The sequence below is a fragment of the Chitinophaga horti genome (genome assembly GCF_022867795.2).
Lineage (GTDB): Bacteria > Bacteroidota > Bacteroidia > Chitinophagales > Chitinophagaceae > Chitinophaga > Chitinophaga horti.
In genome coordinates, this window is sequence record NZ_CP107006.1 from 3,067,209 (window position 1) to 3,089,011 (window position 21,803).

General features: G+C 51.4%; 14 protein-coding genes. 7 read left to right on the top strand and 7 right to left on the bottom strand.

Annotated features, from left to right (window positions below):
• Positions 1-9: 9 nt before the first annotated feature.
• Positions 10-3,144 carry a ligand-binding sensor domain-containing protein gene (locus tag MKQ68_RS12315; RefSeq protein WP_264283557.1) on the bottom strand — a complete coding sequence of 1,045 codons (3,135 nt, stop codon included), beginning with the start codon at positions 3,142-3,144 and terminating at the stop codon, positions 10-12.
• 417 nt (positions 3,145-3,561) lie between these two features.
• Between MKQ68_RS12315 and MKQ68_RS12320 the strand changes: the two genes are divergently transcribed.
• The 6 genes from MKQ68_RS12320 to MKQ68_RS12345 all read left to right on the top strand — a co-directional run bounded on the left by MKQ68_RS12320 (position 3,562) and on the right by MKQ68_RS12345 (position 13,660).
• Positions 3,562-4,653 (top strand): TonB-dependent receptor plug domain-containing protein, encoded by a 1,092-nt coding sequence (locus MKQ68_RS12320; protein WP_264283558.1) that lies wholly within the window; start codon positions 3,562-3,564, stop codon positions 4,651-4,653.
• The gene (locus tag MKQ68_RS12325; RefSeq protein ID WP_264283559.1) at positions 4,554-6,848 is read left to right on the top strand and encodes a SusC/RagA family TonB-linked outer membrane protein; all 2,295 of its coding nucleotides are present in this window, start codon (positions 4,554-4,556) and stop codon (positions 6,846-6,848) included. Before MKQ68_RS12320 ends, MKQ68_RS12325 begins: the two co-directional genes overlap by 100 nt.
• A gap of 11 nt (positions 6,849-6,859) precedes the next feature.
• The gene (locus MKQ68_RS12330; RefSeq protein ID WP_264283560.1) at positions 6,860-8,788 is read left to right on the top strand and encodes a RagB/SusD family nutrient uptake outer membrane protein; all 1,929 of its coding nucleotides are present in this window, start codon (positions 6,860-6,862) and stop codon (positions 8,786-8,788) included.
• A gap of 199 nt (positions 8,789-8,987) precedes the next feature.
• Positions 8,988-11,672: a glycoside hydrolase family 78 protein gene (locus MKQ68_RS12335; protein ID WP_264283561.1), complete on the top strand. Its 2,685-nt coding sequence runs from the start codon at positions 8,988-8,990 to the stop codon at positions 11,670-11,672.
• A 214-nt stretch (positions 11,673-11,886) separates the two neighbouring features.
• The gene (gene dapF / locus MKQ68_RS12340) at positions 11,887-12,666 is read left to right on the top strand and encodes a diaminopimelate epimerase (RefSeq protein WP_264283562.1); all 780 of its coding nucleotides are present in this window, start codon (positions 11,887-11,889) and stop codon (positions 12,664-12,666) included.
• Between the two features lie 91 nt (positions 12,667-12,757).
• Entirely contained in the window at positions 12,758-13,660 is a 903-nt protein-coding gene (locus MKQ68_RS12345; RefSeq protein ID WP_264283563.1) for a magnesium transporter CorA family protein, read from the top strand.
• On the opposite strand, the gene MKQ68_RS12350 is transcribed toward MKQ68_RS12345, so the two are convergent.
• Positions 13,657-14,112 (bottom strand): NUDIX hydrolase, encoded by a 456-nt coding sequence (locus MKQ68_RS12350; protein ID WP_264283564.1) that lies wholly within the window; start codon positions 14,110-14,112, stop codon positions 13,657-13,659. The genes MKQ68_RS12345 and MKQ68_RS12350 overlap by 4 nt on opposite strands.
• Before the next feature lie 7 nt (positions 14,113-14,119).
• Positions 14,120-14,893 carry a queuosine precursor transporter gene (locus tag MKQ68_RS12355; protein ID WP_264283565.1) on the bottom strand — a complete coding sequence of 258 codons (774 nt, stop codon included), beginning with the start codon at positions 14,891-14,893 and terminating at the stop codon, positions 14,120-14,122.
• A gap of 344 nt (positions 14,894-15,237) precedes the next feature.
• Here MKQ68_RS12355 and MKQ68_RS12360 point away from each other — a divergent pair, with 344 nt between their 5' ends.
• The gene (locus MKQ68_RS12360) at positions 15,238-17,730 is read left to right on the top strand and encodes a YfhO family protein (RefSeq protein ID WP_264283566.1); all 2,493 of its coding nucleotides are present in this window, start codon (positions 15,238-15,240) and stop codon (positions 17,728-17,730) included.
• A 129-nt stretch (positions 17,731-17,859) separates the two neighbouring features.
• Here MKQ68_RS12360 and MKQ68_RS12365 read toward each other — a convergent pair whose 3' ends face one another.
• Genes MKQ68_RS12365 through MKQ68_RS12380 form a run of 4 tightly spaced genes read right to left on the bottom strand, consistent with a single transcriptional unit; the run spans position 17,860 to position 21,769 of the window.
• Positions 17,860-18,777 carry a glycosyltransferase gene (locus tag MKQ68_RS12365; protein WP_264283567.1) on the bottom strand — a complete coding sequence of 306 codons (918 nt, stop codon included), beginning with the start codon at positions 18,775-18,777 and terminating at the stop codon, positions 17,860-17,862.
• 12 nt (positions 18,778-18,789) lie between these two features.
• The gene (locus MKQ68_RS12370; RefSeq protein ID WP_264283568.1) at positions 18,790-19,968 is read right to left on the bottom strand and encodes a glycosyltransferase family 4 protein; all 1,179 of its coding nucleotides are present in this window, start codon (positions 19,966-19,968) and stop codon (positions 18,790-18,792) included.
• Between the two features lie 5 nt (positions 19,969-19,973).
• Positions 19,974-20,909 (bottom strand): glycosyltransferase family 2 protein, encoded by a 936-nt coding sequence (locus MKQ68_RS12375; RefSeq protein WP_264283569.1) that lies wholly within the window; start codon positions 20,907-20,909, stop codon positions 19,974-19,976.
• On the bottom strand, positions 20,909-21,769 hold the full coding sequence (locus MKQ68_RS12380) for a glycosyltransferase family protein (RefSeq protein WP_264283570.1): 861 nt from the start codon (positions 21,767-21,769) through the stop codon (positions 20,909-20,911). The genes MKQ68_RS12375 and MKQ68_RS12380 overlap by 1 nt, the downstream gene beginning before the upstream one ends.
• Positions 21,770-21,803: the final 34 nt, after the last annotated feature.

Consider the following 21,803-nt stretch of genomic DNA (forward strand, 5'->3'; position numbering starts at 1 on the left):
ATGCTTTGTTTATGCAATTTCCGCCGCATGATGCTGCAGCGGAAGCTTTAATTCAAATACGTTCGTCCTTTTATTTAACTGTAACTCCAGCGAGCCATGATGCAGCTGCGCGAGCGAACGTGACAAGGCCAGTCCGATCCCCGTTCCACCTTTATTATCCGTGTCTTTAATGCGATAGAAGGCTTCAAATATCTTCTCCCGCAAATCCGTCGGAATAATGAACCCATCATTCTCCACCACCACACTGAAAGTATCTGGCGTACGTTGCAGCAGCGCCACCCGCACCTGGTTATCCGCATACTTCACGGCATTACTGAACAGGTTGTAAATGATCTTACTACAGGCCTCTACGTCTACTTCCGCAAACAATGTATGCGGCGGCAGGCATAACTCAAAATCAAGCTCACATTGCTCTATCAGGCTTTCGAAACTCTGATGCGTGGCGGTGAGCAGTTCATTGATATTCACGCGGGTGTACGATAGCTTAAACGCGTTGATCTCCATCTGCTGGAAGTTCAGCAATTCTTCCGTCAACTGCACCAGGCGGTCCGTATTTCTTTTGATGATGCCAAGGCTTTTTTCCACTTCGGGATTATCGTTCGTTTTTCGGATCACCTTTGCCAGTGGCAGTTTGATCAGCGTGAGCGGTGTACGGATTTCGTGCGCCACATTGGTGAAGAACGTCATCTTCGAATCCAGCGTTTCCTTCTCCTTTGCGAGCTGTAATTCCAGCAATTCTTTTTCCTGCGCTATTTCCAGCCGTTCGATCTTTCGTTTGTTCTGGTCTTCTACCTTACGATGATACGACGACAGCAACCAATAACCCAATAGGGCCGCTACCAGGGCGTACGCACCATAAGCCCATATACTGGCCCACCAGGGAGGCAGCACCGTGATACGTAAAACGGTTTCGCGCCCGTTCAGTACGCCACTGCTACTGGATGTTCGTACGCGTAAGGTATAATCGCCCGGTGTGAGTTGCGTAAAGTGGATACGCCGGTCTTTTTCAGGGTGTACCCAACCTTCTGATAATCCATCCAGCCGGTAAGCATATTGCAGGTCGCCCGGAGCGGTAAAACCCAATGCGGCAAAGTCGAGGCTAAAGGTTGATTGGTCATGTTGTAAGGTAATACGATCAAGGAACATGAGTGAGCGTTGCAACGGCGAACCCTCCTCTCCGATTACCACCTCCCGGTTGTTGATGCGCATACCGGTAAAGTACACCGGCGGCACGAAGCTGTCCTGCCGCATTTCCGCAGGATCGAAGCTGATAAGGCCATTCGCACTGCCGAAAAACATCTGACCTTTCTTATCCTTAAAGGCAGAAGTAAAGTTAAACTGATCGCTCAGCAGACCGTTCGCAGTGGTGTAAACGACTGCCGACTTCTCTTCGGTATTAAAACACACCAGTCCCTGGGTAGTGGTGACCCACAGGCGGCCCTGTGCATCTTCCAGCATAGCGAGTATGAAGTTACTGGGAAAACCTTCTGCCTTGCCATAACGGGTGAAGGTATGCGAACCGGGATTCCATTTACACAGCCCGTTCTCCGTGGCGAACCAGATCCGCCCGCGGCTATCTTCAAATATCGAATTGACTTTATTGCTCGCAATGGAGGTTTCGTCTGAAGCAGAAAAGCTAAAGTTCTCGGGTTTGCTGGTTTGCGGATCGAGCCGATACACGCCTTTATTCGAATTCGCCGTCCAGATGTCGCCGTGGCTGTCCTGCATTACATAGAGGTACCAGTCGCGTTCGGGCAAACCGGCAATGGGTACAAAGATCTCCTTTTCGCGGTCAAAGCGATACACCCCAATCGTAGTACCGACAAGTATATCGCCACCGGGTGTTTTATGGATACAGCTGGTAGTGGAAGATTTGAGTCCGGACTCAGGACTGGTTTCGTAGTGCTTCAGCAACTGGTTGGTGCGCGTATCAACGATGTCGATGCCATTCTCCAGTGAGCTTACCCATAGATGGCGGCCGTCCAGTAACAGGTTATAAATATAGTTATTAGAGAAGCCTTGGGTGCGGATGTTGACGATATGCCGTACGGCGTTGCCAGTACCGGCATCGAGTTTATTCAGACCCGCATCCTCTGTACCTACCCAGTAATTACCTCCCTCATCCTCCACGATTTCCTTCACCACGTTGCCACTGAAGGATGCCAGTGCCGGGTTGCTGAAATAGCGGCGGAAAGGCCAGAAAGACCTGGGCAGGTAGCCTACGCCCTGGTACAGCGTGCCTAACCAGATGCCCCCCTCCCGGTCTTTGTAAAACGAATAGATATTGTTATCCGGCAGTCCGCCCGGGTCGCCGGGGGCCTTCTTCAACACGCGCGATTCGTCTGTTTGCGGGTTATAGATAAATACACCCATACGTGTGCCGATCCACACTTCCGTAGGCGACACCTGCTGAAAGCAACGGATAAAAAGCCGTTCGGGATCCTCACAGCAAAGGTTTACATCGCGGGTTTGTCTGGTGTTGATATCGAATATCTTCAGTCCGGCCTTCTGCGTTCCTACCAGGATGGTGTTTTGCGGTGTGCATTGAATCCGGTCGATCCATAACGAGCGTTTAGCATGAGAAGCGGCGTACAGGTCATACGAGTAAAAACTGTCCAGCGGTTCGTCATATTGCTTCAGCAGTCCGTTTACCGACACCACCCATAACTTACCCTGTTTGTCTGCACTAATGCTGCTGGCGTAAAAATACCGCAGCGGATCAAACACCCGGTACTCCTTTGTACGTTCGTTATACCGCGACAACACGAAGCCGGCGAGCATCCAGATATTACCCTGGCCATCCGTCGTGATTTCATCGAAAGAATAATACTGGGACGTGAGCACAAAGCGGAACACGTCCTGCTGCGGGTCGTACTTGTAAAGTTCCTTTTCCGTAGCCGCCAGCAGATTGCCCGATTTATCGAGGTGTAATGCATGTATAGAGTTGTTGCCGCTGCTGGAAGTAGGGTGATCGGCGAAACGATATACTTTAAACTGGTTCCCGTCGAAACGGTTCACACCATCGCGTGTACCGAACCACATAAAACCGAGACTATCCTGCACAATATCCTGTATCGTATTATTGGACAAACCCGCTCCCACAGCGTAATGCCGGAAGTTGTACGCTTGCGCGCGGGCGGTCATAACGCAGAGGAATAAACTAAGAAAAAATAATAGCAGCTTTTTCGCCAACAAGACTAAATAGTTTTACTTTCGCCAGAATCAATGCTGAAAATAAGTGTTTTTCTGACATTATCCTTAACAGCATTGACTAAATATAGCAAAATCTAACATGCTATTCAACACAGTGAACGGAGAAGCGAAGTCCCCTAATGGCACTTTTTGTCGATTTTTTGGCACTTTTTGTCGAACGAAATCCATTTTTTCTGGCCAGTTTCACAGAACGATACGCACGCGTTATGATAGTACTACGACAACCAAAAAAAACGGGGATGCATTTTCCCTTTAAATACCTTTTCTAAACCAATCGAACAATAAACTGGCACAGGAAGCAAACAATCTTCTTCCACATTAACTATTTGAACAATTTAAATTCCCAGTATGGAAAATTTTACACGCAACAGGCTCGTTAACGCACGGCCGCTTGTAAGCATTCTTAACCGCAAAATCCCGTTAGTTACTTTACTACTGGCCTTCCTGTTTACGTCATCGGCGTTTGCACAGGAGCTTACAGTAACGGGAAAGGTGACGGATGCCCAGTCTAATCCCTTACCCGGCGTAACAGTGGCCGTAAAAGAAAGTAAACGTGGCGGACAAACAGACGCCAATGGTAACTTTAGTGTGAAGCAGGCAGTAGCCGGCAACACCCTGGTATTCACTTTTGTAGGTTATACGACCAAGGAACAGCCCATTACGGGCGCCGGTCCTTACACCGTAACACTGGCCGCCTCCAGCACCGACCTTACCGACGTAGTGGTAATCGGTTACGGTTCGGCCCGTAAGAAAGACCTTACCGGTGCGATCGCACAGATCCGCCCCGAAAAGCTCGCCGATCAGAACCCGAATACGGTACAGGACGTACTGCGTGGTACGCCCGGCGTAAGCGTTGGCCTGGACCCCTCTGCTAAAGGCGGTGGTTCTATTCAGATCCGCGGACAACGTTCGGTATATACCGCAGCAGGTCACAACGACCCGCTGATCATTCTGGACGGAATGATTTTCTACGGAGAATTTTCTGAGATTAACCCGGATGATATTGCGCAGGTCGACATCCTGAAGGATGCCTCGGCCTCGTCTATCTATGGTGCCCGCTCTGCGAACGGTGTATTGATCGTGACTACCAAAAGGGGCCAGAAAGGTAAACCAAAGATCAACCTGACTACAAACTTCGGCCTGGTAACGATGGGCGCTAACCGCCCGGTGTTTGATGCCAATGGTTACATGCAGTACCGTGAGGACTGGTATACTGCACCTACTTACGCTACCAACACTACCACAGGTAACTACGAAGCGTATGGTACCAGTGCTAACAAAGGATTTTATGCGGAGCCCACTGCGGAAAACCTGGCTAAATACGGGGTTACCATCGAACAATGGAGGGCTTTCACCTCCGGCAGCAATGGTACCGCTTCGGATGCAGAAATCTGGGCCAAAAGGTTGAACATGGGGGTATTACTCTCGCCAACTTCCTGAAAGGCGAAACCTTTGACTGGTACGATCAGTCTTTCCGCAACGGTTTTAACCAGGACTATAACCTGAGCGCGTCCGGTGCCAGCGATAATATGAGCTATTACATGTCGCTCGGTTACCTATCTAACCAGGGTGTAATTAAAGGCGATGACTATAAATCCATCCGCGCCAATCTGAAAGTGGACGGCAAAATCACCAAGTGGCTGGAAATCGGTGGTAACATCAACTTCCAGAACCGTACCGACGGTAACCTCGCGACAGACTGGGGCACGCAGATCATCCGCAACTCCCCGTTCGCCAGCTATAAAGATTCTACCGGCAAACTGATGGTGCACCCGATGGGCGACCTCATGGTGAACAACTATGGCTACAACTACGACTTCAACCGCCAGTATATGGACCTGCAGAAGGGTTTTACGGTGTTTAACGCTATCCTCACCTCCAAAGTGAAGCTGCCGTTCAACATTACGTACTCCTTCAATGCATCTCCCCGTTTCCAGCACTTCCGCGACCGTTACTGGGAATCTGCCAGCCATCCTGACTGGGGTGTTACCAATGGTCTCGTAAACCGCGAACAAACGCAGCGTTTCGACTGGTCACTGAACAATACGATCAACTGGGAGCAAACGTTCGCGAAGAAACACCGCGTAGCAGTTACCCTGGTGCAGGAAGCTGAAAAAAGGCAGTCATGGCAAGACAGGATCGAAGCCCGCGACATTCGTCCGAGCGATGCATTGGGCTTCCATGAAACTTTCTATGGCGATAAACAAAAGAGCAGTTTCAATTCAAATGACGTGATCGAGACCGCCGACGGTTTGCTGGGTCGCCTCTTCTACTCTTACGACGACCGCTATATGCTCACCACCTCGCTGCGTCGCGACGGCTATTCTGGTTTTGGTATTTCCAATCCAAGGGCCGATTTCTTCTCTGCTGCTTTCGCCTGGACTTTCACGAACGAAAAGTTCTTCAACTGGCAGCCGATGAGCATGGGTAAAGTGCGTATTTCCTGGGGTCAGAATGGTAACCGTTCCCTGGAAGACCCCTTCCTGGCGATAGCTAACCTGACAGCGGGTGTGGGTGCGACTACTCCGTACCTGGACCTCAACGGCAACCTGCAGCAATACCGTTACCTGATCATGAGCCGCCTGACCAACGTGAACCTCACATGGGAAAAAACAGAATCGACCAACTTTGGTATCGACTTCGGATTCCTGAACAACCGCATCACTGGTTCGGTTGACTACTACATCACGCCTACCGTGGACATGGTGATGATCCGCAGGCTGCCTGGGTTCTCCGGATTCAGCAGCATTGCATCCAACCTTGGAAAAGTGGACAACAGGGGCTTTGAGCTTACCCTGAATACAGAGAACTTCCGCACGAAAAACTTCAGCTGGAACTCGACCCTGGGTTTCTCCAAATACAAGAACACCATCAAACACCTCTATTACGAGTATACCACCACACTAGATGCAAATGGTAACGTACTGGAGGTAAAAGAAAACAGCGATATCAACAACAACTGGTTTATCGGCCAGCCCATTACCGCCATCTGGGATTACCGTATCAACGGCATCTGGCAGGCAAACGAAGCGGCGGAAGCTGCCAAGTTCGGTCAACGCCCCGGCGACCCTAAAGTGGCCAACAACCCTGCCAATGACCGCAAAAATGCGGATGGCAGCACTACCGCAGTGTTCAACAACGACGACAAACAGTTCCTGGGTCAAACCGCGCCCCCGGTAATGTGGTCACTGCGTAACGACTTCAACTACAAAAGCTTCAACTTCTCTTTCAACCTTTATTCTTACATGGGCCATAAGAGCAGGGATGCTGCTTATATGAACCAGGACAATGGTACCTCCCTGGTAACCAACCTGGCAAACGCCTATGACAAAGACTACTGGACGCTCGAAAATCCATCTAATATCGTGGCCCGACTGGATGCTAAAGGTCCATCAGGTGTGAACACACCCAACAGGGTGCTCGACCGTTCCTTCATCCGCCTGGAGGCCATCAGTGCAGGTTATACCCTGCCACAAAGCCTGGTTTCCCGCGTGAACATCGAAAAACTGAAAGTGTTTGCTAGCGTACGTAACGTAGCAGTTTGGCAGAAAGATAAAAACTGGGATTACTGGGATGTAGAAACTGGTCAGATGGCCCCCAGGATTTATTCAATTGGATTAAACGCAAACTTCTAAACCGTTGAGCGATGAAAAATGTACTCAAACATATCACCCATAACACCACTATAGCGGCGATGCTGGCGGTGGGCGCCGTTTGCATGATGCCTTCCTGCAGTAAGTCGTTCCTCAAACCGGAACCCACTACTTTCCTGGAGCCGGATGCAACCTTTACCACCCGTGGCGGTCTGGATGCGGCCGTTGCAACTGCCGACCGGCATTTACGTTCCTACTGGACCTACTTCGAGTATACAGACCTTAGCCTGCCGATCAGCACGGAGTACATGTTTTCCGATGTGGCCGTAGCCAGCAAAACCGACGATGGTAACATCTTCGTAGACATTGCCACCCGTCTCACACCTACGGACCTGCCCGAACGCGTGAGCTACTTCTGGAATGAAACCTATAATGGTATTAAATATGCCAATACCGTACTCACTTACATCGACGGTGTGAAGGAGTTCGACGAGGCCACTAAAAACCAATACCGCGGCCGCGCCATGTTCCACCGGGCGTTCCGTTACCTGGCCCTGTGCTTCCAGTTTAAGGACGTCCCCCTGGTGACGCAAATCCTGAAGAAGCCTAAAGTAGACTATCAGACCACTTCCCGGGAAGCCATCCTGCAGATGATTACATCCGACATGGAAAAGGCGGTGGAATGGGTGCCTGAGCAAAGAAATATGTCATTGGTCGGCCTGGTGAACAAAGGTGCCTGCCGCCAGTTGCTCATCAAATGTTACCTGGCAACAAAACAATACGATAAAGCCATCGAGCAGGCCGATATCCTGATCAACAACTCTGGTTATTCGCTGATGACTGCCAACTTTGGCAACTTTATCGCACCTTATTCGACCACCTGGCCTGTTACCCGCAACGTAATATGGGACCTGCACCGCCCTGAGAACAAGGCCATCTCCGCTAACCGCGAAACTATCATGGTGATGCTGAACCGCAATGGCGTTGACGCCGGGGTGAAAATGAACACCATGCGTAACTGGCTGCCCTGGCTCGATGGTACCAATACGCTGGCCCCTGATGGCAAACAGGCCGTGCGTTATGTAGCTACTTCTAACTCCATCTTCCGCGCCCAGTATGACTATACCCACGCGCTGGGAAGGGGGATCGCACACATTCGTCCGACCCACTATGCCACCAACTCTGTTTGGTACGTAAATGGTGTGAACGACGCCACCGATCTTCGTCATAACAGCACCGTAGGTAACTGGGCGAGGGTAGATTCCATGAAATACAACGATCCTTCCAGCACATGGTTTGGCAGAAACGTTCGTCTCTACCACCCTACCACCAACGCGCTTTTGTGTGCCGATACGATCCGTTGCTTCTTCGACTGGCCGCACTATAAATACTACGTAGAAGATCCGCTGGAAACACAGGCACGTAATGAGGCTAACCACCGCGGTGGAGCCGGCGACTGGTACTTATACCGCCTGGCGGAAACTTACCTGCTGCGTGCGGAAGCTAAATTTTATAAAGGAGACCCTACCGCAGTAAATGACGTAAATATCATCAGGCAACGCGCTGGCTGTACTCAACTGTTTACCACCGTTACCATCGGCGATATCATGGACGAACGTGCGCGTGAACTGAACATGGAAGAATGGCGCTTCACTGAAATGAGCCGCGTTTCTTACTGCCTGGCACACTCCGGCAAACCAGACGAATGGGGTAACACTTACAACCCGGAAACCCTGGACCAGAACAGCTACTGGTATCAACGTATACAGCACCACAACAACTACTATAACAAAGGTAAAGCTGTGGTAAGGAACCGTGCATACACAATGGCTCCGCACAACATCAACTGGCCGATCCCACAATATGCGATTGACGCCAACGGCGGCAGAAAACTGCACCAGAACCCGAACTACAGCGGGTATGATCCATCGGTAACGATGTTCACTTCCTGGGAGGAAGCTGTGGCAGATGAATCGAAATAAGCATTGTTAGTATAGAACGGGACCGCAATCGCGGTCCCCTTTCTTTTAGCCCACTTCCCATCGCGGGCTATAAACACGCAGCGCATTTTACGCGTGCATTTAAAAAACGTTTCGGCATTATGCCCGGGCAAATGGAAAGATAAGTAGTTGGCACAGGCAAGGGAAAAGTTTTATATTAAAGCTCCCAATTCCCAACGTCATGAAAAAAACATGCCTCTTGCTGATATTTACGGCCTTTACCCTGGCGACTTCAGCACAACTACGTGTACAGCTACTCCGCATCGAAAACCTGGTTAACCCGATCGGGCTTGATGAACAGCGCCCGGCTTTCAGCTGGCAGCTGGTATCCGGCAAACGCAATACTTTACAAACAGCGTACGAGATAAGGACAGGCGAGCGCATCAAAGGTGTGGGCCCGGTGTATAGTACCGGCAAGGTAAACTCCGGCCAGTCGGTACACGTGCGGTACGACGGTCCGGCGCTGGAGGCGGGCAAACATTACTATTGGCAGGTGCGCGTATGGGATAATAACGGTCAGGCCTCCGGCTGGAGCGAGCCTGCCTATTGGCAAACCGGCTTGATGCAACCCTCGGCCTGGAAGGCAAGCTGGATTACGCCGGGCGACACCGAAACGGTGCAACGCCCCTCCCCGCTGATGCGGAAAACCTTCTCCACCAATAAAAGAGTCGTATCCGCCACGGCGTACATCACCGCCCATGGCCTTTATGAAGCACAGATCAACGGTCAGCGCGTGGGCGACGCCTACTTCACACCGGGCTGGACCACCTATCAGAAACGCCTGCAGTACCAGGCATATGACGTAACCAAGCTCCTGAAACAAGGTGCCAATGCCATCGGCGTAACGCTGGGCAGCGGCTGGTACCGTGGGGATATTGGCTGGCATACGAATGTGTATGGGAAGGATATTGCCCTGCTGTTCCAGTTAGCTATTCAATATGCAGACGGCTCCTCCGAAAGCATTGTTTCCGACGGCAGCTGGAAGTCCAGCACGGGTGCTATCCGTTATTCGGAACTCTATCACGGCGAAATCATCGATGCCCGTTTACATAAAAAGGGCTGGGACGAAGCCGGCTACAATGACCAGGACTGGACGCCCGTTAAAACGGTCGACTTTTCCAAAAACCAGCTGATCGCCACTTATAACGAACCTGTTAAAAAGCACGAAACCTTTAAACCGGTAGGCGTGATCCATACCCCTAAAGGTGAACTGGTACTTGACTTCGGGCAGAACCTGGCAGGTTGGGTCGTCATCAAGGCAAAAGGAAAACGGGGCGATTCGATTATCGTATCCCATGCAGAAGTGCTGGACAAGGCCGGCAACTTTTACACCGAGAACCTGCGCGCGGCGAAGGCGAAAGACATCTACGTGCTGGCCGACGACCAGGAGCACATTTTTGAACCGCATTTTACCTGGCACGGTTTCCGGTACGTGAAACTGGAGGGTTACCCCGGCAGCATTCACCCCGACAACTTCACGGCAGTAGCGCTTTACTCGGCGATGCCGGAAACAGGCAGCTTCTCGTCTTCCCATAAATTACTCAATCAGCTACAACACAACATCGAATGGGGCCTGCGTGGCAACTTTCTCGACGTGCCCACCGACTGCCCGCAACGCGACGAGCGCCTGGGGTGGACAGGTGACGCGCAGGCGTTCTTCCGCACGGCGTCGTTCCTGCGCGGCGTCGATAACTTCTTTTCAAAATGGATGAAAGATGTAGCCGCGGAACAAACGCCGGAAGGCAGCGTGCCCAAAGTGGTGCCTAATATGTTAGGCCCGCAACAAGGCGGCTCCGGCTGGAGCGACGTGGCTACCATTGTTCCCTGGAACATGTACCTGGCGTACGGAGACAAACAAATCCTGGAAGACCAGTATCCCTCCATGAAAAAGTGGGTCGATTTTGTGACCAGCAAAAGCCCCGGGCATTTGTGGAAAGACGGGCATCATTACGGCGACTGGCTGTTTTACAGCGTAAACGACGACCGCGACGGCCGCTCCGCCATCACCGACCGCCACCTGATCGCCCAGTGTTTCTACGGGCACTCGACCCAACTGCTGATCAACGCTGCTCGGGTACTGGGTAAAAACGACGACGTAAAAACCTACCAGGCCTTGCTCGACAATATCAAATCTGCCTTCATCAATGAATACACTACACCCAACGGCGCCCTCGTCAGCAATACGCAAACCGCTTATGTACTGGCTTTACAGTTTGACATGCTGCCCGAACAACAACGCGCACAGGCAGCAGACCGGCTCGTCGCCAATATCAAACAATACCGCAATCACCTGACCACCGGCTTCATCGGCACGCCTTACCTCTGCCACGTACTCAGCCGTTTCGGTCATACGGATATGGCTTATACTCTGCTGCTGCAGGAAAGTTATCCCTCCTGGCTGTACCCCGTGAAAATGGGCGCAACCACCATTTGGGAGCGCTGGGACGGCATCAAACCGAATGGCACTTTCCAGGAAGCGTCGATGAACTCCTTTAACCACTACGCTTACGGCGCGATCGGCGACTGGATGTACCGGGTAATGGTGGGGTTGGATACGGAGGAAGATGGCCCCGGGTATAAAAAGATCACGATCAAACCACACATAGGTGGCGGCCTGGAGCATGCCTCGGCTACTTACCAGACGAACTACGGTGAATTGGCGGCAGGCTGGAAGAAGTCCGAAGGCCAATTCACACTCGACGCGACCATTCCGCCTAATACCACCGCTACCATTTACCTGCCTGCGACCCCGGCGGATAAAGTGACGGAGAACGGCGTGGCGCTGTCTCAGCAGTCGGTGGACGGGCGGCTGATCGTGAAAGTAGGTTCGGGGAGCTACAAGTTCGTGGTGGCGGGTGGTAAATAGGCTGTTTCGCCCCCGGCAGGCCGCTAATACCGGTGCTGCCTGCCGTCTACGGGGACAGATAGCAAATCAAAGCGCTGCCTGGCAGTTGACCGGACATCACTGCGGCCCGCAACCGACAGTGACCACCAGCAACTAACCCTGCTCCCCGCAAAAAAGGCCGCCGCAACTTGCACCCTTTGCTTTTACAACTCTCTGCCGTAATTTTACAACTGATATGAACATTCACTTTTATAAATACCAGGGCACCGGCAACGATTTTGTGATTATGGACAACCGTGACGGCGCCTACGACCAGCTGACGAACGAACAGGTACACTTCCTCTGCGACCGCCGCTTTGGCGTGGGGGGCGACGGACTGATGATGCTAAACAAACACCCGGAGTACGACTTCGAAATGAAGTATTACAATGCCGATGGCAAACCGGGCAGCATGTGCGGCAACGGCGGCCGCTGCCTTACGGCCTTTTCGAGGAAGATGGGCATCCCTGGTGAAAAAGTGACATTTATTGCCTCCGACGGCCCGCATGAAGCGATTTTCCGCGAAAACGGCTGGGTGGAGCTCAAAATGCAGGACGTAGACTGGGTAGAAGCCGGTCCGCTGTACTTCTATCTTAACACCGGCTCCCCGCATTTCGTAAAACCGGTGGATGATGTACAAAGCCTGGACGTGTACACCGAAGGTCGCGGCATACGCTACAATGAGCGTTTTGCGGAGGTGGGCACCAATGTCAACTTCGTGCAGCAGCTGGAAAACGGCATCTTTGTACGCACTTACGAACGCGGCGTGGAAGACGAAACCTATTCCTGCGGCACGGGCGTAACAGCAGCGGCGCTTACCTCGGCAGGACAGGAAGCGAAAACCTACACGGTACCGGTGCAAACCCTGGGCGGACCACTGGAAGTACGCTTTACCAAATCGGGCGAGCGCTCTTTCCACGACATCTGGCTTTGTGGCCCGGCTACGCTGGTGTTTGAAGGGAACATTAATATTTGATCAATTTATCGCCTGCGGGCTATTGCTAATTGTATTTCCCTACCTTTGCGCCCGAATGATCCAGTATTTCAAAAATGTTAATGCCATAACCTTGGAGATCCAGGAGCCTGAGAACGGCGCCTGGGTAAACATCACACCGCCCCTTAAACAGGCGGAGTTTGAGCAGCTTTCGGAAGAACTGGACATTCCGCTCGACTTCCTTACCGACTCCCTCGATATCGACGAAAGGAGTCGTTATGAACTGGAAGACAATGTGAAGCTGATCGTTATCAAAACACCGACGGAAAACAATTCCATCAACGAAAGCGACAGCTATTACATCACGATCCCGATCGTGATCATCCTTACGCACAACCAGATCCTCACGGTCAACTCCTTCGACAACGCGGCGATCAAAAAATTCCTGAACACCTTCCACAACCGTCATCCCGAAAAAAGGAATATGATGGTATTGAAGATATTCGAGAAGGTGATCATGAACTTCCAGGATTACCTGAAGGAAATTAACCAGCGCCGCAACCTGCTGGAGCAGCGACTGTACGACTCTAACCGTAACGAGGAATTGCTGGCCCTGATGCGCATCCAGAAAAGCCTGGTGTACCTTGTCACCGCCCTGCGTAGTAACGAACTGCTCCTGATCAAACTGGAGCGCACAAACTTCCTGCAATTAAATGAAGACGAGAAGGAGTTCCTGAGCGACCTGATCGTAGAAACTTCACAGGCGTTGGAGATGGCGAACATCTACACCAACATCCTTAGCAGCACCATGGATGCCTTTGCGAGCATCATTTCCAATAACCTTAACCTCGTGATGAAACGCCTTACGTCCATCACGATCGTACTTACCTTTCCCGTACTCGTGGCCAGTGTATATGGCATGAACGTGGAAATCCCACTGCAGCACTCCCCGCACGCTTTTTACATACCGGTTATCCTGTCGATCATCATCTCGGTGGTAATGAGCTGGTACTTTATGAAGAAGAAGTGGTTCTAGGCGTATTTCTTTTTTACAATTTCGGCTAATACTTTATCGATGGGCAGCGTTACCGTGTCCGACGAGAAGTCGTTCCAGTCGACCCAGCGTACGCCTTCGAGTTGTATCGTTTTGTCTTCGGGTATCTCGTAATCGAACGGCTTGGTGCCTAATCGCGCCGTGAACGGAGACGTGGGTTTTACGAGGTAATAGATCGACAGTATCTGCGAGGAATTATCAAATGCATTTTTCTGGTAGAAGTCAGTGGTGTAAATGTGTTCTACCACTTCAATGTCCTGGTTAAGTTCTTCCTTCCACTCGCGCACCATGCAGTCGATGGTGCCCTCTCCTATTTCCAGGCCGCCGCCGGGGAACTTGGTATAGAATCCCCCGCGAATGTATTCATCACTCACCAATACCTGCTTTTGCTCATTGAGCATAATGCCGTATACTCTTACATTGATATAACTCATAACACGATTATTTTTCCATGGCAGATGCTTTCATCTGCGCAGCAGTTTCCTTACCCAGATACCGTTCAATGGGCCTTTCTATCCAATAGATCACCGGCGTTAACAGCACCGCCACGACGAACTTGTATACATAGTTCACACACATCACCGTGATCAGTTGCGGCCAGGTCCAGTTGCCGAACACCTTAAACGCGATGTACAGCACAATGAAACTATCTACCAGCTGCGATATTACTGTCGATCCGGTGGCCCGTAACCACAGATGTTTCTCGCCTGTTTTTTGTTTGATCTTATGAAACACCGTTACGTCCACGATCTGCGCTACGAGGAAGGCAGTGATACTACCAATGATGATGCCCATCCCCTGTCCGAATACGGCGGCAAAGGCGTTCTGGAAGTCAGGCACACCTTCGTCTACTTTGCTGGCAATCCACCAGTCAGCCGGCGGCGTACCAATCGAGATATAAAACATCAGGAAAGCGTAGGAAATCAGCGCCACGGCCACCCAGGAGATTACCTTCACGGCCTTTTTACCATAATACTCGTTCACGATATCCGTTACCACGAACTCCAATGGCCAAAGCAGCACCCCACAGGTAAGGCTGAACGACAAGCCGCTCTGCCCCATCAATGTAAAAGTATGCACCGGTAAGCCCAGCCAGGCTTCGAGCACAAAGATTTTTCCCCCGATCGATTCTGCGATAAGGGCATTGGCCACGAAGAAACAGGCGAAGAAGACGAATAGCCGCGTTGGTTTATGCTTAATTATATCCGCGATCATATACTATCAAAATGATTGAAAGGAGCAAAATTAGCAGATTCGATATAAATATATAAGGATGCACTTCCTTCCAGCGCAGCTTTTTAAGTAACAGCCCGGTAAGTACGATGAGGATGGTGACGACATTGAGGTACGGAGACACTAAAAAGCCAAGCACGGCGGCTCCTTTGGTGAGGCCTCCCAGTGATTCGGCGTAAGCGGTGCGCTGGATAATATAACAGAAGACGAAGCAAAGATTGCAGATAAATGTAAACTTTAACAGGAATCGTACCCAGCGCATATTGAAATTTCGGATAAATTACAGTTATTTTGGTTCTTTAAAAAACTAAACCTAAAAAACAGCGATGAAGCAGAACTGGCTGAAATCCATATTACCGCATGTATATGCTATCCTGATCTTCCTTGGCATTTCACTCGCCTTCAGCAGTCCGATACTGGACGGCCAGGAGCTTCGCCAGAGCGATAACGTGAGCTGGAAGGCCAGCAGCGCCGAGGCTAAGAATTACATGGACAGTACAGGCATTCGTCCCCTGTGGACGAACAGCGTATTCGGCGGCATGCCGACGTACCAGACGTTTTTGATGACGGATAACTACACCGCTGCCATTCAGCCGCTTGTTACCTTCTACCTGCCTAAACCCATCAACTTCCTGATGCTGGCCATGTTGGGCTTTTACTTCCTGCTTAACGTCATGGGCTTCCGGCACTGGATTACGGTAATTGGCGCTATCGCGTTCGGACTTTCCTCCAACAGCCTGATATTCATCGCTACGGGTCACGATACCAAAACATTGTCGATCGCTTACCTGCCCTTTATCCTGGGTGGTATATTGATGACTTACCGCGGCCGTTTACTGCTCGGTGCCATCATCACCTGTCTGTCGCTTTGTCTCATCATCATTTGTGGTCACTACCAGATCGTGTATTACACGCTGCTGCTGGTGATCGTACTGGGCATCGGTCACCTCGTGCAGGCGATCAAAACCAAAACAGTAGGTAAGTTTGCGCTTACGACCGGCATCCTGTTACTAGCGGCAGGCATGTCAATCCTGCCATCTACCGTAAGCCTGTGGACGACCTACGAATACACGAAATTCAGTACCCGCGGCGAATCTACGGGATTAACCAAAGTAGGTCAGGCGCAGCAGGGCCCTACACTGGACAAAGGATTAGATAAAGAGTATGCCTTCGCCTGGAGCCAGGGTATTTTCGAAACACTTACGACGTTGGTGCCTAACCTGTACGGTGGTTCTACTTCCGAGAAGGCAGGCACTTCTTCCGCCACCTACGAAGCGGTACGTAAAATCGGCGCTACGCCGGAACAGGCGGAGAACATTGCAGATAACGCACCATTATATTGGGGCCCTCAGCCGTTTACCGAAGGACCCGTATACTTCGGCGCCGGCATCATCTTACTCTTCGTCTTGTCACTGCTGGTCGTGAAAGACTGGAACAAATGGTGGATACTGGCAGCGGTGATCCTCGGTGTAGTTATGGCCTGGGGTAAACACTTCTCTTTTGTCAACTACTTACTGTTCGACTACCTGCCTTTCTATAACAAGTTCCGCGCACCTTCTACCTCGCTGGTGATCCCACAGGTACTGGTGCCATTGATGGCTTGCTGGGGACTGAACGAGATCGTTTCCGGTGCGCTCACTAAAGAAGCGGCGCTTAATCAACTGAAAAAAGCGGTATACATCACCGGTGGCATTTGCGTAGGCATCCTGCTGTTATCTTATGTTAGCTTCTCTTACAGCCCTGGCGACCAGGACCGTGCACAGGCCATGTATTCACAGATGACAGGCGGCAACGCACAGGCAGTGACCGAACTGGTACAGGCTACGGAGGCCGACAGGGCAAGTGTGCTTCGTACCGATACGCTCCGTTCCCTGTTCTTCGTACTCGCGCTGGCCGGTTTTATCTGGCTGTTGCTGAAGGACCGCGTGAAACCGGTGGTTTTCTTCCTGCTCGTGGGACTTTCCATTGGCCTGGACATGTTCCTCGTTGGCCACCGTTACCTGAACAAAACGAATTACGAAACGTCGTCGAACTACGCCGCTATATTTGCGCCCAGCCCGATCGATCTGGAAATAAAAGCCGATCCGGATCCTTACTACCGCGTGTATAACACCACCGCACAGGAAGGTCCGTTCAACGATGCGCTTACTTCTGCGAATCATAAATCAGTAGGTGGCTACAGCGCTGCCAAACTGATGATCTACCAGGACCTGATCGAGCGCCAGATTGGCCGTGGCAACATGTCTGTGCTGAACATGCTTAACACGAAGTACATCATCTTCCGCGACGAGCAGGGTAAACTGGGCTACCAGCGTAACCCCCAGGCACTGGGCAACGCCTGGTTCGTAAACAGCGTGCATTGGGCGAACACGCCGGATGAGGAAATGAACCGGATGGACAATTTCAATCCTGCGGATACTGCGGTGATCAATAAGAAATTTGAAGCAAATCTGAAAGGCTATAACTTCGGTAAAGACTCCGCCAGCACCATCCATCTTACTAAATACGGACTGAACAAACTGGAATACCAGAGCTCCAACAGTAAAGATGGTTTGGCGGTATTCTCCGAGATCTACTACCCCAAAGGCTGGAACATTTATGTAGATGGCAAACCGGGCGAGATCGTGACGGCGAACTATGTGCTGCGTGCCGCGAAAATACCGGCAGGTAATCACAAGATCGAAATGCGTTTTGAACCGAGAACCTACGAAGTGGGCAACATGATCACTAAATGGTCTTCCATCTTTGTACTGGCCATCTTCGTACTGGCCATTGCGCTGGAAATAAGACGTGGAATGAAACAACCGATCGCGGCGTAAACACTGCGTACCAACATATAGAAAGAGGCTGCTTCGTTGGGAGCAGCCTCTTTTTTTATTTCAAGCCGGCCGTTACAGGCCGCCTGTTTTCGTCATATGGTAATGCTTGTTTTCCTGCGCGCTGCGATGCTAGAACCACAACCTTGCCTTCGTCTTCTTCAGATAATCCCTCGTACGAGTCCCTAACTTAATCCCCTTCTCGCTGGACGGGATGTTCAACACCATCTTCCAGCCCCGGAACCAGCCTTTGAAGTCCCACTTCGTCTTCTTCAGGTATTCGAGTGACCACATGAGGGACGTGGAGCCGAAGTACTGTAATGGCAGGTAGCGATAGGCTACTTTGGCCTTATTCACCCACAGCATACGCATCTTATCGGCATGCGGCGTACGGCCTAAAGGCGATTCGTTATGATAGATCACCACGGAGGAATTGTACACGATCGCGTAACCTTCGTTGAGCGTGCGGTAACACAAATCATATTCCTCCATGCCGTAAAAGAAGTCGGCGGGATAGGTACCCACTTTATCGTACACCTCTTTTTTGATCGCATGCCCGCAACCAATAAAGTACGAAGCGAGGAATTTATCTTTATCCTTATACGCTTCAAACTGTTTATGCGGGAATGCATTCTGCTGGATCATTTTCGTACTGGCGTACAACACTTTAAAACTCAGGATGCCCACAGGCCTGTCCTGCCCGTAATCGGCTTCAAACGCTTCCATTATGCGGATCAGCGCATCTTCATCGCGGAAGAACGCGTCATCGTCCAGCGTGATCACGATCGGTGCATGGGCCATGGAAATGGCCAGGTTGCGGCCTCTTGCCACGCCGAGGTTTTCCGGGGCATCTACATAATTAAAGGGAATCTGCGGATGGGTGGCAATGAAGTTCGTCACCTCGCTGTAGTCGGCCGACGATGCGTTATTAACGATGATCACACTTTCCAACAGCGCCGCCGCATCGCGCAGGCCGGCAATGTTGTTGAGCAGGAACAGGGTATCGTCCGGCCGGTTGTAAGTGATAATGATGATCGACAACGGTTTCAAGCTGATAAATGTTTATGTCAGTAATGCGCGATAGCTTTGGGCAAAGGCTTCCATGCCGAAGTGCTGCCGCGCGTAAGTGATGTTGTTCGTCCTGAATCGTGCCAGCAGCTCCGGGTCATTCAATAACCGTTCCACGCGCTCCATCGCTGCTGCCACTAAATCCCCGTCTCCGGGAACTAAGAACCCGTTTACGCCATCTTTCACATGCTGCGGAATATCGCCCACCGGGGTGGAAATGATCGCCAGTCCGCGTGCCATTGCTTCTTCTACCACCATCGGGAACCCCTCGAAGGCGGAGAGCAATACCAATACATGATGACTGCGGTAAATGCGGTCAATGTCCGCCGGATCGCTCTTTTCGCCCAGCAACTGGTAACTGGCGGGTGGAAAGCTGTCCAGCAAGCCGTTCATATTACCCATGAAAGCAAACGTAACAGGCAGGCGGCGCTCGTACAATCCTGCTGCGAGCTGGCCTAACAGGTCTACACGCTTCTGCACCACATCGCCCCTGCCGGCGTACAGGCATTTCAGAGGCGGGTAGGGAGCCATGAGACTGTCCGTCGCGGGTAAAGGTATGCCGTTAATGATCAGTTTAATTTTATCAATATAGGAAGATGGGATGCCAAACTTCTTATACAACGCCTTGTGTGCATCGATCGCATCCTGGCTGATCATCACGGTAGTATCGTAAAATGGCAGGAACGGAATGCGGATATACGAAAAGCTGCATAACAGGTGGATGAGCTCTACCTGCACAATGTCTTTCCGCACATGCGGCGACAGCTTGTACCCGAAGTTGCACTGCCCGTTAAACACGCGCGGTTTGTTCGGCTGGCTGTTGATATACTCGGCCACAATACCCCGCCATACCAGGTTTTGCCAGTATTTCTTCTTGTTATCTGTATAATGCGAAATTTCCTTTAGCGTGATGTTAGGGCCTTTGAAGAAAGGCAACATCGCCTCACTAACCGATTTACGGGTAAAAAAGATAATGATCTTTTTATCCGGGAACTGCTGCACGATGTCGCTGTTCACTTTTTCCGCCCCGCCGATATGATAAAAGGGGAAAAAGAAGAACAGGTCGTACGATTCGCCCAACGGGTGTTTACGCGCATAACGGCGCCCCCACCATGCGAAGGGGAATATGAAAATCGCTTCTATCCATCTTTTTAAAAGCAGTAGTTGAAACATGGCGTTTATTTACGGGGACGCCCAGCGAAACTGAGTCCCACTAATATTTTATTCAGCGCCCCGATCCGCAATAGGCGGAAAGGGAAAGGTCGCTGGCATTTCAGTATATATTTCACGACCGCCGGCGTTTCGCCCTGCATACCAGCTTCATATAGTTCATGCTCGCGTCGCACACCGAGGTTACGCATCAGCCGCCAGAAGAAGTCGTATACATACAAGCTTTGCAAAGACTGCTCGCCGGTTTTACGCAGCAAGTAAAAGTACTCCGGTATTTCCACCGTACGCACGCCATGGCAGGATTTGGTGAGTTGCAGGTCACTGATGCCGATATTCACCAGCACCTCGTCCAGGTACACGAAGCCGGGTTTATGCCGCAGCAGATTGATATAAAAGTCCACATCCACCAGCCACTGCAAGCGCACATCGTAGCGGTATTCCGGGCGATTGCGGTGCATACAGCCACTGGGCGGACCAATAAAGTTTTTCTGGAACAGGTGCACGGGATCCTGCTTCAGCAGCTGCCTGTAAAACGTGCTGCAATGCACTTCCCGCTCCTTTCCCGGATGGTCGATAAAACATTCACGGAACGCACTGAAGACGAAGTCGCATTCCGGATGCTGGTCTAACGCTTCGGCCATTTTACGTAGTGCGTCGGGCGTGGTGAACCAGTCGTCGTCGTGCATGATTTTGATATACTCGGCATCCGCCTTATCGTAACACACGTTCCAGTTGGCCGGCATACCTTGCGCGGGCGTGTTGCGGTAGTAACGGAACGGCAAACGGCCCTGGTATTCCTGCAACAGCGCTTCCACGGCGGCGTCCGGACTGTCATCCGTTACCACCAGCTCCCAGTCCGTGTAGTCCTGCATGACGAGCGAGTCCAATACCCGGCGGAGGTATTGCACGTTTTTATAAGCCGGTATGCATACTGCAACTTTCATCAGGTGCGTTTTTTTAAGGAGATGGAGAACAGGAAGGCGACCATGTAAGGCCATTCGGCGGGCCGCCACCAAACACCTGCGGCGGTACACCAGCGGAGTTTCATGCCCGCTGAGAGTTTCTCCCGGCGCATGCGAAGCATCCAGTTACGGGCGGCTTTGCGTTCCATGGCCGGTTCGGGAGTGAAGCCGGTGGTACAGGGTACTGCTATACGGTTCACGGAACGGTGAAAACGCAGGTTCTCGCGCATCCAGGCGTCGCCGAAGCTGCCGTAGGAAAAGTGCACGAGGTCTATATCGAACAGCACCGCCACTTTATGTGCAGCGGATACCCGTAAACTCAGGTCAATATCGTAAAAGTGAAACCCTTTCAGCTCGTCCTGGTTGAAAGGAAATTGTTTCCAGGTGGATTTACGCATGCAGAGGAACACCCCGTCCAGCGTACGCACCGGGTGTACAGGACCTTTGCCTACGGTGACCATTCCTGTACTTCCATCCGGTTTACGCTGCCCGATGTGGCAAGCCTCGAACGGGCCGGCACCACTCCACCAGCCTGAGGGAACAGCGCTTTTATAGGCATCGCCTGCCAGTCCGGCCAGCGCCAGTGCGGGATCATGAGTGAAATGAGCGAGGAGCGTTTGTCCCCAGTGTTGGGAGAGAAAGCTAACATCGTCATGCACGAAGCAGAGGATCGGGTATTTAGCGGCGCGGGCGCCATCGTTGTAAACTTCGCAGATGCCGCGCGGGTTTTCATTGTTCAAAACGGCCAGCAGCTCATATTCCACCCCAATGGTGGCGGCTATGTTCTGTGTCACTTTTTCTAACCGCTCTTTGCCGGCCGCGCATATAATTACTGATATCATGTACCGGTATAATATCGCTAAATTACGAACTTTC

Bases quoted from the DNA above. Each gene is read 5' to 3' on its own strand.
- MKQ68_RS12335 (WP_264283561.1), top strand. From the start codon at position 8,988: ATGAAAAAAACATGCCTCTTGCTGATATTTACGGCCTTTACCCTGGCG.
- MKQ68_RS12355 (WP_264283565.1), bottom strand. From the start codon at position 14,893: ATGATCGCGGATATAATTAAGCATAAACCAACGCGGCTATTCGTCTTC.
- MKQ68_RS12320 (WP_264283558.1), top strand. From the start codon at position 3,562: ATGGAAAATTTTACACGCAACAGGCTCGTTAACGCACGGCCGCTTGTA.
- MKQ68_RS12330 (WP_264283560.1), top strand. From the start codon at position 6,860: ATGAAAAATGTACTCAAACATATCACCCATAACACCACTATAGCGGCG.
- MKQ68_RS12360 (WP_264283566.1), top strand. From the start codon at position 15,238: ATGAAGCAGAACTGGCTGAAATCCATATTACCGCATGTATATGCTATC.
- MKQ68_RS12350 (WP_264283564.1), bottom strand. From the start codon at position 14,112: ATGAGTTATATCAATGTAAGAGTATACGGCATTATGCTCAATGAGCAA.
- MKQ68_RS12370 (WP_264283568.1), bottom strand. From the start codon at position 19,968: ATGTTTCAACTACTGCTTTTAAAAAGATGGATAGAAGCGATTTTCATA.
- MKQ68_RS12325 (WP_264283559.1), top strand. From the start codon at position 4,554: ATGGAGGGCTTTCACCTCCGGCAGCAATGGTACCGCTTCGGATGCAGA.
- MKQ68_RS12315 (WP_264283557.1), bottom strand. From the start codon at position 3,144: ATGACCGCCCGCGCGCAAGCGTACAACTTCCGGCATTACGCTGTGGGA.
- dapF (WP_264283562.1), top strand. From the start codon at position 11,887: ATGAACATTCACTTTTATAAATACCAGGGCACCGGCAACGATTTTGTG.
- MKQ68_RS12380 (WP_264283570.1), bottom strand. From the start codon at position 21,769: ATGATATCAGTAATTATATGCGCGGCCGGCAAAGAGCGGTTAGAAAAA.
- MKQ68_RS12375 (WP_264283569.1), bottom strand. From the start codon at position 20,909: ATGAAAGTTGCAGTATGCATACCGGCTTATAAAAACGTGCAATACCTC.